This is a genomic window from Alkalihalobacillus phoenicis (genome assembly GCF_047302405.1).
GTDB lineage: Bacteria > Bacillota > Bacilli > Bacillales > Bacillaceae_D > Alkalihalobacillus.
The window spans coordinates 841,502-854,511 of sequence record NZ_CP154853.1 but is presented as its reverse complement, the minus strand read 5'-3'; the positions used below and the strand labels follow the sequence as shown (position 1 = coordinate 854,511).

Here is a 13,010-nt window from a genome sequence, read left to right as displayed (position 1 = left end):
AGTTTGCTTTTTTATATTTAGCTAATTTCAATAGTTCAGTATATCTGAAATCATTAATTATGAGATTTCCACACCTGCATTGGCATTACCAGTTACCGTAAGAATTAAATCTAAACCAACTACAGTTGCAGAAAATACCATTAGTAATTGTTGCCCTGCTACAACAGGTATATTTGATAATAAATGATTCGTTTGACAGTGTTTTTCGGTCAGGTATCCACAATCAATGTTCCTCACATTAAAGTTCTCCATACTCCTACTCTTAGACCTAACTTTTGATAATGTCAGCACATTCAGTCACTCACATTTATCACCAGTTTCCCCCTTCTTTTTTTGTAAATAACCTGTCAAGTAGGTTTGAGTTCAAACAACGCGCTCCCATAATACAAACTAAAGGTATCTTAGGATGTACTTCATCTCCTAAGATACCACTTGACTCGTCGAGTAAGATTTATGGGTTGTATAAATTTAGAAGAAATATGCTTTATCTTAACTTGACAACTGAAACCTTCTTAATCTATTCAACTAGTTTTCTTTTATTCAATCTCAATACCAGCACTCGCATATCCAGTAGCTACTCCAACAAGTGTGCCTGATGCACTAAATACGATTAAAACACGATCATCCGTTGTAACAGGTATACTAGTTGCAGCTGAATCAGAGACAGTCGCTCCAAGTATAGCTAAAGGCGGTAGCGTTCCGAGATCAAGAGCAAATTGTTCCACAAACGTATTTGAACCAGCAGGTGCTACATATATATGAGCGGATATGGTTGGTGATAATAACGGTACGGCAAGCGCTACCGCTACACTAAAGAATCCAGAAATGGATGTAATCGTACCATCTCTTGGCACCACAAATGCATGGTTAATCGCTAATCCAGCACCACCGGTAAGATCAATATTTGCACCTAAAACAGTCGTGATAAGCCCAGAATTACCAAATCCAATTGTACCTTGTGCTTGTGCAACAGGACCAATAACTGTCGCTAAAGCTACTGGCAACCCTGATGCAAATGGAATAATCGCACCTCCACCTGCTCCTGTTGGGCCCGGTGCTCCTGTTGGACCTGCTGCTCCCGTTGGACCCGCTGCTCCTGTTGGACCTGCCGCTCCTGTTGGACCCGCTGCTCCTGTTGGGCCTGCTGCTCCTGTTGGGCCTGCTGCTCCTGTTGGACCCGCTGCTCCTGTTGGACCTGCTGCTCCTGTTGGACCCGCTGCTCCTGTTGGACCCGCTGCTCCTGTTGGACCCGCTGCTCCTGTTGGACCCGCTGCTCCTGTTGGGCCTGCTGCTCCTGTTGGGCCTGCTGCTCCTGTTGGGCCTGCTGCTCCTGTTGGACCCGCTGCTCCTGTTGGACCCGCTGCTCCTGTTGGACCTGCTGCTCCTGTTGGACCTGCTGCTCCTGTTGGACCTGCTGCTCCTGTTGGACCCGCTGCTCCTGTTGGACCCGCTGCTCCTGTTGGACCCGCTGCTCCTGTTAGACCCGCTGCTCCTGTTAGACCCGCTGCTCCTGTTGGACCTGCTGCTCCTGTTGGACCTGCTGCTCCTGTTGGACCTGCTGCTCCCGTTGGACCTGCTGCTCCCGTTGGACCTGCTGCTCCTGTTGGGCCCGGCGCTCCTGTTGGGCCCGGCGCTCCTGTTGGACCAGTCGAACCACCCGCTGGACCTGTTGGACCTGTTGGACCTTGTGGGCCTTGCGGACCTGGTGGGCCTGTTGGACCACGCTCAAACGGATCACGACGACCAACAAAGTTAAGCGGTCTTTGACTACCACAACAACTTCTGTTATTTTTAAATTTCATATTTTCACTCCTTTCATTGTTTGCTTCATATTATGTGAACTGCCATTAACTGGCTTGTATTTACAACCATTTATGAATAAATGATTCAAACACCTAATAAAAAACATAAGAAATGCACTCTCTACATACTTATAAATAAAGACATCATATGTGGAGGTATACTGATGACTAATCAAATAAGTAAAGATTCTTTATCAAAGCTTACGGCCACTCAATTACAACAACGTATTATTCATTTACAATCAGAGTTAAAGAAATATAAATATTTGGTCGAGCAATATCAAAATAACTACCACTATAATTTGATAGATTCACTTAAAGAAGAAAACGAGCTAAAAAATCAAGAAATTAACGAAATAAACGAAGCACTCCAAAACGAGAAAAAAAATTCAAAAAATATCTTCAAAGAAGTATCGCGCTTAAAAGAAAATTACGAACAAGACCTTCAAACACTCAATCAATTAAATGAATCATTAAAACAAGAATTACAACAAATGAAACAAGAAGAGGACGTAACAAATGTTTCAACAGAAATAACAGACACGGTTACAAAAGATGAAGAAATTTTTCCATTTTTACAAAAAAATTATAGTGATTATCCAACTAAGAAAACTCAATCCAATGAAGAGAAAAGCAACAGCTGGTTTTATAGAAATTTTCAAAAGAAAAATGATGACGATTAAAAAAGGTGAACCACTTAAGGTCCACCTTTTTATTTTCTAATTAACTTCCTCCTAAATTTGCAATCCGATTCAAATAGAGCGAAGCATTCGTAATGTCTAAAGTGATTGGGAGTACAGCTCCAATTACAGGTGTAACTGCTAAACTATAAACTTGCCCACTAAAAACACTAACTGGGAAGTTTGGTAATGTTACACGTTGAGGTGTTGCTGCAAGTACAATTGTTTGTTCTGTTCCTACTATTGGCTCGCCATTCCTTAAAATACTTACTACTACAGACTGCCCAGCTCCCACTGCAGCTGCAATGGTCAGATCATAAGTCGCATTATAAATACCAGAATTTTGTGAAGCGAATTGGGTAAAATCTGGTGATGCAACAAAGCCTCTTAATGTAACATTTTCATCCAGAACAAGTGGAACTGGTAGCTCTGGTGTATCAAGAGTTATAGATTGAAAGGCATTGGATGCAAATAAAAAACTCGGTGTAACAATCTGACAAAAACTTTTACGCTTTCGTTTTGGACATGCTTGTAAAAAACCAGTGTCATTTATAAAATAACGTGGTGAACAACAATCCATATTAATCTCTCCTTTCATTTGTATGGTTCATTCTATTAGCCAATCAACTATCTAGCTTGTATGAATTACCTATTTATTAGAAAATTCCACAAAAGCCTTAACCCAAATAATAAGGAATGAAAGGTTTTCTATAAATGAAAAAATGACAAACCTTATTTATAGAAGATTTGTCATCTATATCATCTAATTGAGAATTATTCACCTTGGCCGCAGCAATTTTTTGTCGCTTTTAAATTGGAATCTGACGATGTCATTTTTTTTACTTCTTTTCTAATTACTTCCGTTCTCGTAATCTGATTAGAGCTCCCTCTTTTAACATTTCGAACGGATTTTCTATTTTGATAAAACTTTCTCATAAGTGCACCCCTCCTCCTTCATACATACAATATGTATAGAGCTTCCCCAACTTTTATCTTTTTCTTAAAAATGTGCATTCGCCCGTTTTTACCGAATCGCCTTATCACAATACACAATCTTGGGGAATTATCATAATATACAGTAGTCTGAATACCTACTTTCGTTCATTCGAAAAGCAGGTGAAAAAAATAGGAGGTTAAATGATGAAATCCAAAAAACATAATATTTGCATTAATGCAGAAAAAGTTTATGACTGGGTTATGCGTCCTGTTGAAGTGCAACCAATCAGCATCACAAATGCTGATTTAGCAGAATTAACAGCAGGATTATACGACGCGACTGAGTACGACAATTTCTGTCAATTCTTAACGGCTAATCATCCTTGCTACACAACAAAATGCCGCGTGTTAGAGGATACACTTTATACGCAAGAAATTACTCAATCTCACGGTCGTCAAAAGGTTGAAGTCACATTACCAAATGGCGAAACGGTTACTTTATACCGGGTTAAAATTTTAGCGAAGGGTCAAATGGAAATTGCCGTTATGGATGAGGATGATTGCTTCACTTTAAATGAGCCAGTTGAGTTCTTCACGATTCAAACGTTGTATTTATGTGCTCCAAAAGGAACATGTGTAGAAGCGTGTATCGTTGAAGGAGAATGTGACGCTGAGTTTGTTTGTACAGAAAACTTCCAGCAATTAGATATTTCTGTAAGCTTATGCTTAGATGTATTTGTAACTGATTTCGTAAAGATTGAAGTCGAAGCAGCTTACTGCCACCCTCGTAATGAATTACCGATTAATGATGTCGTATGTGGAACTAAAAAGCGTCCACCAAACTGTGATGTCATCTTCCCAGGAATGACCAAGGATTATTAGAAAGAATGGCATAACGAGGAGAGGGTAACCCCCCTCCTCGTTTTTTTCTTCTTAAATCCCTTCATCATACATAGATATATAATAACCATCGATAAATAGGAGGGAGTATATGTCTAAAACACCTTCAACTACATCATTTCACGATAAAGAAATTCAATATAAACAAAAGCTTCTCCATTATCGTTCTGAAGTGAATAAACTAACGAATGAGGGACGAAAAAAAGACCAACTACTTAAAGAACAGCAAGATACGATCCTTTCGCTTAAGGATAAAATAAAGCAGATTCCTCAAGAAATAATGGCAGTCGATCCCGATCTGTACGAAGATACCTTTATTATCCAAAGTTATTTTGCTTATTCAATGATGATCCCTAAAGAAGATGAAGCAGTTACTATTAAAGGTCATTTTATTATGAAAAATCTTGGTACAACACCATTACATGAACCGATCATTTGTTTTGTTTTCAATCAGCCTAAAATTTCTAATTTGGCAGGAAAAATAAGTCATCCAAAACAGAGAGACTTAAATATGTATTTAATGGATGATCAAAACCTCGAACAATCTTGGTCCTTCACCGAAAATCAGTCAAGGAAAGAAGCAAAAAAAACAGGTCAATATTGGCTTCGTCCTAATAATATTGAGAAGTTAGAACCAAATGAAACACTCAGTTTTTCTGATTTTGAAATTGAAATTCCAAAAGGGGTAGATAATCCATCCTTTGTCGTCGATGCTTATATATATGGAAGAGAAATTTCGGAAGGTAAAAGTGCTGATAATCAAATCATGTGCAATATATTTTAATAAGTAAAAGCTATCGACTCAATTCTCGATAGCTTTTACTTATTATTAACCTTTTAATAACGCTTCTAAAAAGGATGCCATCCCAGCAATAGCAAGTACAATAAAAATTGGCCACATAATGGTAGGTACCCACCAAAATAATACAACAAATAATATCGCCACCCATAACCCAGAGCACCAATAACAACTAATAAGTTCCCCTATAAACTTCCGAATCCCTTTCCCTCTAGGTGAAACAAACTCAAATACTTCCCCATCATTCATTTTTTCTTCACGAACAGTTTGAAATGGTTTCCGCAAAAAATCCATAATTTTATCAAACACAATTAAATGGGTAAACCGAAAAGTAGCCAAGGCAATAATAACAAATTCCATCCATGACAATTCCATTTTATCAACCCTCTTAATAAATTGAATTCACTTCCTATATATATACGTTGCTTTTTTAAGATTGATATTGTATTTGCGAAAAAGATAAGTATTTTTTACACACCACCCCTAGCCAACGCACTCTCCCCAACATAAAAAAACAGGCCAACAAAGTTAATCCTTTGCTAGACTGTTCTTCTTTCGTTACTATAGCGATAAAATATTGTAGCCACCATCTACGTGTAGCAGCTCTCCTGTAATCCCACGAGCTAAATCACTCATTAAGAATAAAGCTGTATCACCGACTTCTTCCTGAGTAGTCGTTTTACGTAAAGGAGCTCTTTCTTCAATTTCTTTTAAGACATCGTTAAATCCGCCAATTCCTTTGGCAGCTAATGTACGAATCGGACCTGCTGAAATCGCGTTAACACGAATGCCATCTTTTCCTAGGTCATTCGCTAAATATTTAACACTAGCATCAAGTGAAGCTTTAGCAACACCCATGACATTGTAGTTACGCACTACTTTTTCTCCACCTAGGTATGTCAATGTAACAACGCTTCCACCTTCTGTCATTAATGGGCGAGCTGCTTTCATAACTGCCGTTAATGAGTAAGCACTCACGTTATGAGCTAATAAAAAGCCATCTCTTGTTGTGTTTAAATATTCACCTTCAAGCTCTTCTTTATTAGCAAATGCGATACAATGAGCAATCCCGTGGATAACGCCTACTTCTGCTTTAATTTCAGCAAACGTTTTTTCAATTTCTGCATCATCTGTCACATCACATGGTAAAATTAAATGACCTTCGTTATCTAATGTTTCAGCTAAACTACGGACATTCTTTTCTAAACGTTCTCCTGCAAAAGTAAAAATTAAGCGAGCTCCTGCTTTTGATAACGATTGAGCGATTCCCCATGCAATACTTCTTTTATTAGCCACACCCATTACCACATATGTACGGCCCGTTAACGACAATTCAATCATTGAATTCCCTCCATTTGATTAATAGTAGTTATTAGTATCAAGTACTAATTTTTATTTTACCATAATTCCTTTTCACTGAATAGCCTTTCATTAAGATGCTTCCCTTTATTCACATTTGCTGCTTATTAATTAAACTTTTTTCACAAAATACAACGCAAGTTCTATCTCATCCACACTTCCACTCGACCTAATAATAACTAAAAACAACCTGAAAAAAAACATCAGATGAATCCACCCACCTGATGTTTTACTCTTTTTTAAGAATGATAAGCTTTAGGATTTAAAACACTTTTTGGTGCTTCAATCCCTTTTGTTCCTCTTGAATCAACATGCTTTTCTTCTGGAGAATAGAGGACAATAAAACTTTCGGATGCCGTTTTTGATAGGTTTCTTGGTAAATTCTCAAGTTGCGGGTCCCAACCGAGGGTCCCTTTCCTTGTACTTAAAGCGATGACGAGATCATCTTTTTTCAGCTTATCCAATCGTTCGTAAAATAGATCCCATTCTTCTAATTTTTCAAACGTTATATTTAAACTAGAACTAGAAGTGGCATAAGCTTCCTTATAATAAGCGATTTCATCGTTAATGATTATACAATGAATCGACATTCCAAGTTCAGTAGCGAAAGTTCTGATCACATCCATAGCCGCATAAAACCCAGCTTTATGAGTATAACCTGTTGGTACAACGACAACTAACCGTTTCATTGTATTTATCGGATATTCAATCTTGGTCACAAGAATCGTTTGGGTTGAACGCTCAAGCAGTTGATCCAATACACTACCAAAAATTCGTTGTGGGGTCGACAACTTCCCGTTCCAACCAATAACAGCCGTCGTAATTCGACTTTCCTCCATCGCTCGAATCATACCGGTTGCGATATTTCGATCAACACGGGTGAGCGTTTGAACAGGCACTTCTGCACCCGCTCCATAACTAACGGCTTCATTTAAGACTTTCTCTGCTTTCACTAATGTCTCGGACGAATTTTCACCACTTTGGGCAACACTCAACGCATATAATGGTTCCTTTGAATTCCCTCGAACAATAAAAGCTAAATCTAATAAGGATTGTAACGTATGCGGATTTGCCACAGGAATCATCACACGCTCTGGCGCTTGATTTGATTCATATGGCCTTTTTTCTTCAAGTAACGCAAGGACTTTTGAGTATTTCTCTACTAAGAACGGTCCAATTAAACATGTGATTAATATTTTTATGATCATGGCGTTTACGACCGCTTCACCTAATAAACCTAATTCATATCCTACCATCGTAGCTGCTAAAGTCGCTGCAGCTTGTGGAACAGATAAACCAAACATTAAAATCTGTTCCGCTTTCGAATAGTTATAAATTTTTCCGGTAATGATCGCCGCTAATAATTTTCCAAGGATAACAAACACGACGACGATTCCTGCCATTATCCATGTATCAGGATCTGTTAAGATGACCCTTAAATCAACTAACATTCCAACTGATAAGAGGAAGAACGGGATAAAAATCGAATTCCCAACAAATTTAATCCGATTCATTAATGTTCCTTGCTCAACGATAAAGCGATTAAGGGCGAGACCGGCGAGAAAGGCACCAATAATCGCTTCTATTCCTGCTAAAGTGGCTCCATAAGCCGTTACAAATAAAACAGACATAACAAAGACAAACTCTGAATTGCCTTCACTTCCTAAAGTGCGGAAGAAAAATTTAGAAACTCTAGGTATAATTAAAAAGACAGCAAGAACAAAAATAAGCAAGGAGATGACCATTGTCACCCAAAACTCAGCGTTAAGCACTCCATGCGAGGCACCAGCAACAACTGCTAAAATTAAAAAGGCGGTTGTATCCGTTATAATCGTTCCGCTAATCGTTGTCGTTACGGCTTTATTTTTGGATACACCTAACCGGCTTGCAATTGGATAGGCTAACAACGTATGTGAGCCAATAATAGAACCTATTAAAATCGCTGCGAGTAAAGAATAACCTATTAGTAATGTCGAGACAGTTCCCAAAATAAAAGGAATTAGAAAAGACAATGTTCCAAATGTTAAACTTCGATTTCGATACTTTTTAAAACCATCTAAATCAATTTCTAATCCGGCGATAAAAAAGATAAAATGAAGGCCTACTGCACCTAATAACAATATCGTCGAGTCTCTTGCTAACAAACCTAAGCCATTCGGTCCAATAATAAGACCTGCTAGAATTAAACCAATTATTCCCGTCACTTTAAATTTGGCCATAATTAGCGGAGCAATTAAGAAAATAACCATGGCAATGGCAAATATTAAGACAGGATCTGTTACAGGTTGATCAAACACTTCGTTCACACCTTCCGTTCATTCTTCTCATTCATTTATATTATTATAATTTTTCACTACTAGATTCAAATATCTTCTAATCATAAAAATGGTCCGAAGAAAAGTCAATCATTTTTTAACAGTCTATTGTATCCGTTTACTCTTAACTCAACTTTCGCATCGAGAAAATCCGTTCAACGAGTTGGCCGAGCGAAAGGGAAGCTCTTAAACAAATGCCCTTGACACGTTTGAAAAGCGAGAACGTACTATCACACCAAACGGATAAACTGCGCAGTAAGAAAATAATAATAGGCCCTCCGGCGGTCGCTCCCAAACAGACACTCCGCGTCCTTGCCGAGAACCTCATGAGCCTCCTCAGCGTTTCACGCTTGCGGGGTCTCATTGGACGGTTTATTCCTGCGGGAGTCTCCGTGTCTGTTTGTCCGCTAGATAATGGAATCGAATCTAGGTTCGGTTTTCTCCTTGAATAAAAAAAACAGTCATTACTTCAAAGGACATTAGCTTGAGAATGATTTTTCTCCTTCCATGACTCATTCCGTTACAGTCGTAAACAAATCAGTGTTGATGCTCTGTACGTTAGCTAGATGATCGAGCTGGTTTCGATTTGAATCATGTCTTTTCATGACGGCAGACTTAGGAAAAAAATAGGTGGCAACGACCTATTTAGTTCCATAACCAACAAAGTGAAGAAGAAGGTCCTTCTGCGTTAGAAATAGCTGATTGAGAATGGCCCTATCATCAAGCCTCTCCCCTACACTTAGCGGACAAAACCATACGGAGACTCCCTCAGGAATAAACCGTGGAGCGAGACCCCACAGGTGTGCCGAGGAGGCTCGCCAGGTTCTCGGCAAGGACGCGGAGTATGGTTTTGGTAGCGACAGCCGAAGTGCTTCATTTTAGTGAACAGATTCCTTCAACAGCCTACGAAGAGAGGTGTTCAGACTGTCAACGATTGAACCGTTCATGTAAAGTCAATTTGAGTCTTGTATCGCCCTTAAGTTAATCTCTATCAACGGTTAAGGGTCAATCATACGCGCCGAAAGTTGAGCTCTTAAGTGAATCTCTTTTTTAAAAGCACACATTAAACTTATCGATATTTTCGTTTCACTCTAGCAAAAATAGGGTATCGTACACTATCAAAGGTTTGCTTTTTATTTTAAAAGAGGTGATAATATTGGGGTTAAGTCCAGAACAAGAGAGGCGAAAAGTTCCTCCTACATATCGCGAAGACGAAAAAAGAAATGAACAAAATGAACGCTTTGAAAAAATCGTTGATAAGCTAGATGAAATAACGACTAAAGGTCTTTTAAAAGACATGGCCTATCATTTTTCTGATAAAAAAGAAGTGATCAAGGTTAATTTTATTGCCGGTCTTTCACGTGGAGTTGGGTTAACATTAGGAACCGCGATATTTATTGGGTTGTTCATTTTCCTTCTTATCCAAATGAGTTCATTACCAGTTATTGGTCAATGGGTAGCCGAGTTTTTAGAGATGGTGGAAAATTACAGAACACAAATTTAATGTGTCTAAATAAAATTAGAGGTGATCAAAATGGAATGGCTAGGTATTGGCGTACTCATCTTAGCAATTGCCATCGCAGTTGGTATTGGTTTCTTAATTCCTGTTTTAAATAAGCTAACAAAAACACTTGATAACACAGCTCAAGTAATCGGACAAGCCGAAAAAAGCTTAGAAGATATTACAGGAGAAGTCAAGCTTGTTCTTTATAATACAAATGAAACGTTATTAGATGTTAATCAAAAGGTTCGAAAATTGGATCCTATTTTTGATACAATCGAAGACGCAGGGAATGCTAGCCATCATCTAACCGCAACATTAGCTCAATTTACAGATGAAAAAATGAAAAATGTCAAAGAGGGTATCGACGTCACAAAGCAAAAAAACATAAAAGGGCTCGTCCGTGCAGCAGCATTCGTTTATTACTTACGAAAAAAGAAAAAAACAACTCAACAAGAGCCTGTAGTCAAAATGGCGGTCAAAGATGAAGTGTAAATAAATAGGATGAAGAAAAACAGTCTGGTAAAGGTCTAAAAAAGAGCTTTGCCAGACTGTTTTTTGTATAAATTTCAACGTTTACGACGTGAATTAACAAAGAGAGTCCAGTCATCGCGTCGTATCCTGAACTTTACGACGCTAATTATGGAATACTTCCGAGTTTTCGCGTCGTATCCCCATCTTTACGACGCTAATTATGGAACACCGCCGTGTTTTCGCGTCGTATCCCCATCTTTACGACACGAATTATGGAACACCGACAAGTTTTCGCGTCGTATCCCTATCTTTACGACGCTAATTATCGAACACCGCCGTGTTTTCGTGTCGTATCCCGCTCTTTACGACGCTAATTATGGAATACTGCCGTGTTTTCGCGTCGTATCCCTATCTTTACGACTCAAATTACGAAAAACCGCCGTGTTTTCGCGTCACAAACTATAAATTTATGCTGCCGAACCAATCATTAACTGCTCCACCACCAAAGTCCTTCTATAAACCTATGCGAAGAACCCCTTTGCCACTATGACAAATCCAACTTCTGCTTTAACTGACACATATCTTCTGGCATCTCTGCTTCAATAAGGATCTGTTCATTTGTAAAAGGATGCACGAGCTCAAGCTTATAACAATGAAGGGCTTGTCTTGTGATTAAATTTAAATGACCACCATATAAATCATCCCCACATAACGGATAACCTAGTGAAGAAAAATGAACCCGGATTTGATGAGTTCGTCCGGTTTCTAGTTCAATCCGAATATAAGAATACTGCTCATTTTGTGCCATCACTTCATAATGTGTTCGCGCCCTTTGCCCAGCTGGATGAACTTCTCTTTCGATTATGCTCTCTGGTTTCCTAGCAATTGGAGCATCAATGGTTCCTTGCCCTGGTGTTACACACCCTTCGACAATGGCTTCATAATAGCGTTTAAGCCTTTTGTTCTGCTGTAGTTTGGATAATTTGTCGTGAGCGAGTCGGTGTTTGGCCACGACTAATAAACCTGAAGTGTCCTTATCAAGACGATTCACGGCATGAAACGTTGCCGCAATTCCCTTTTGCTCATAATATCCGAGCACTGCATTTGCGAGAGTACCCGTCGGATGTTCTTTAGATGGAATCGTCAACATTTGAACGTCTTTATTAATAATTAATAAATGCTCATCTTCATAACAAATATCCAATTTTTTATTTTCAGGAGACAAATTAGTACTCGGTGTTTCACTCGGTAAGATAATCATCACTTTATCCCCTTCATATAAAACCGACCTCACCGTTTTCTCCTGCTCATTCACAACAATTTTTCCATCTTGATGCTTAATTTTTGCCAGGGTTCGACGTGATATTTGTTGTTTTTCTAATAAAAATTCTCTTAATAACTTGCCTTCATCTTCTATTGTTACGGTCCATGCTAATTGAACTTGCTCTTTATTCACCGATAAAGGACTCCTTCACCCTTTTCCAAAATGGGAATGGACGAAAACGAGCAAATCGAATTTTTTCATCCGCGACCCGACATTGAATGGAGACAATGTCTTCAAAAATAGGGTTATAATGATCGATCGAAACTTGAACATGGACTTTATTTAAAGGTTTTAATAAACATGTGTGATGCTGTGGTAAAACAAGGGGTGAACCAACCGTACGATAGACGCGGTTATTAATCGAAGCCATCTCTGCAATTTGAATAGACGCGAGCGATGGATGTAAAATCGCTCCACCTAATGCTTTATTATAAGCTGTACTTCCAGAAGGAGTCGAAATACATAAGCCATCGCCTCGGAAAATTTCAAAGGCCTCGCCTTTAATTTCAACACTGCTAACAAGCGAACCTTCTATACTTTTAACCGTACATTCATTTAAGGCCAAGTGACGTGTCTCTTTATTACCTTTAGACAAAATAATCACTTCAAGCAATGGATACTCGACAACATGATAAGGTGTTTTCGCAATATGAATGACAAGCTTTTCCACTTCTTCTGGCATCCAATCCGCATAAAAGCCTAAATGGCCCGTATGTATCCCAACGAATGCCGTATCTTCAAGACGATGACTATAATCATGGAAAGCTTGTAAGAGCGTACCATCCCCACCAACTGTAATAACTAAATCAGGCTCATCCTCATTTAAATATAAGCCAAAGTCGAGAAGATACGTTTCAATTCGTTGCTTAAGTGTATTCGAAATGTCGTCTCCTCGAGAAGTAACTGCAAATTTCATCGTT

The 13,010-nt window shown here is 38.7% G+C and carries 14 protein-coding genes; 5 read left to right on the top strand and 9 right to left on the bottom strand.

The window, feature by feature from the left end:
• Positions 1–57: 57 nt before the first annotated feature.
• Entirely contained in the window at positions 58–252 is a 195-nt protein-coding gene (locus AA0017_RS03865; RefSeq protein ID WP_413379716.1) for a hypothetical protein, read from the bottom strand.
• Positions 253–536: 284 nt separating this feature from the next.
• Complete coding sequence (locus AA0017_RS03860) at positions 537–1,802, bottom strand: exosporium glycoprotein BclB-related protein (RefSeq protein WP_413379714.1); 1,266 nt, start codon at positions 1,800–1,802, stop codon at positions 537–539.
• Positions 1,803–1,966: 164 nt separating this feature from the next.
• Here AA0017_RS03860 and AA0017_RS03855 point away from each other — a divergent pair, with 164 nt between their 5' ends.
• Positions 1,967–2,485 (top strand): hypothetical protein, encoded by a 519-nt coding sequence (locus AA0017_RS03855; RefSeq protein ID WP_413379712.1) that lies wholly within the window; start codon positions 1,967–1,969, stop codon positions 2,483–2,485.
• Positions 2,486–2,525: 40 nt separating this feature from the next.
• Here AA0017_RS03855 and AA0017_RS03850 read toward each other — a convergent pair whose 3' ends face one another.
• Positions 2,526–3,062 carry a hypothetical protein gene (locus AA0017_RS03850; RefSeq protein WP_413379710.1) on the bottom strand — a complete coding sequence of 179 codons (537 nt, stop codon included), beginning with the start codon at positions 3,060–3,062 and terminating at the stop codon, positions 2,526–2,528.
• 194 nt (positions 3,063–3,256) lie between these two features.
• A complete protein-coding gene (locus AA0017_RS03845; RefSeq protein ID WP_413379708.1) occupies positions 3,257–3,418 on the bottom strand; it encodes a hypothetical protein in 162 nt (53 codons plus the stop codon).
• A gap of 204 nt (positions 3,419–3,622) precedes the next feature.
• On the opposite strand from AA0017_RS03845, the gene AA0017_RS03840 reads away from it, so the two are divergent.
• Both AA0017_RS03840 and AA0017_RS03835 read left to right on the top strand, forming a co-directional pair.
• A complete protein-coding gene (locus tag AA0017_RS03840; RefSeq protein ID WP_413379706.1) occupies positions 3,623–4,300 on the top strand; it encodes a hypothetical protein in 678 nt (225 codons plus the stop codon).
• Between the two features lie 109 nt (positions 4,301–4,409).
• Complete coding sequence (locus AA0017_RS03835; protein ID WP_413379704.1) at positions 4,410–5,102, top strand: hypothetical protein; 693 nt, start codon at positions 4,410–4,412, stop codon at positions 5,100–5,102.
• 45 nt (positions 5,103–5,147) lie between these two features.
• Here the strand turns inward: AA0017_RS03835 and AA0017_RS03830 are convergent, their stop codons facing one another.
• From AA0017_RS03830 to AA0017_RS03820, 3 genes are all read right to left on the bottom strand, one after another.
• Positions 5,148–5,492: a DUF1360 domain-containing protein gene (locus AA0017_RS03830; protein WP_413379702.1), complete on the bottom strand. Its 345-nt coding sequence runs from the start codon at positions 5,490–5,492 to the stop codon at positions 5,148–5,150.
• A 186-nt stretch (positions 5,493–5,678) separates the two neighbouring features.
• A complete protein-coding gene (fabI, locus tag AA0017_RS03825; RefSeq protein ID WP_168771615.1) occupies positions 5,679–6,455 on the bottom strand; it encodes an enoyl-ACP reductase FabI in 777 nt (258 codons plus the stop codon).
• 260 nt (positions 6,456–6,715) lie between these two features.
• Complete coding sequence (locus tag AA0017_RS03820) at positions 6,716–8,773, bottom strand: cation:proton antiporter (protein WP_413379700.1); 2,058 nt, start codon at positions 8,771–8,773, stop codon at positions 6,716–6,718.
• 1,174 nt (positions 8,774–9,947) lie between these two features.
• Between AA0017_RS03820 and AA0017_RS03815 the strand changes: the two genes are divergently transcribed.
• Positions 9,948–10,295, top strand: a complete 348-nt coding sequence (locus AA0017_RS03815; RefSeq protein WP_413379698.1) for a DUF5665 domain-containing protein — start codon at positions 9,948–9,950, stop codon at positions 10,293–10,295.
• A 30-nt stretch (positions 10,296–10,325) separates the two neighbouring features.
• Positions 10,326–10,787 (top strand): DUF948 domain-containing protein, encoded by a 462-nt coding sequence (locus tag AA0017_RS03810; RefSeq protein ID WP_413379696.1) that lies wholly within the window; start codon positions 10,326–10,328, stop codon positions 10,785–10,787.
• A gap of 523 nt (positions 10,788–11,310) precedes the next feature.
• Here the strand turns inward: AA0017_RS03810 and AA0017_RS03805 are convergent.
• Positions 11,311–12,222, bottom strand: coding sequence for an RluA family pseudouridine synthase (locus AA0017_RS03805; RefSeq protein ID WP_413379694.1), 912 nt, complete (start codon positions 12,220–12,222; stop codon positions 11,311–11,313).
• Positions 12,215–13,006 (bottom strand): NAD kinase, encoded by a 792-nt coding sequence (locus AA0017_RS03800; RefSeq protein ID WP_413379693.1) that lies wholly within the window; start codon positions 13,004–13,006, stop codon positions 12,215–12,217. Before AA0017_RS03800 ends, AA0017_RS03805 begins: the two co-directional genes overlap by 8 nt.
• Positions 13,007–13,010 lie beyond the last annotated feature (4 nt).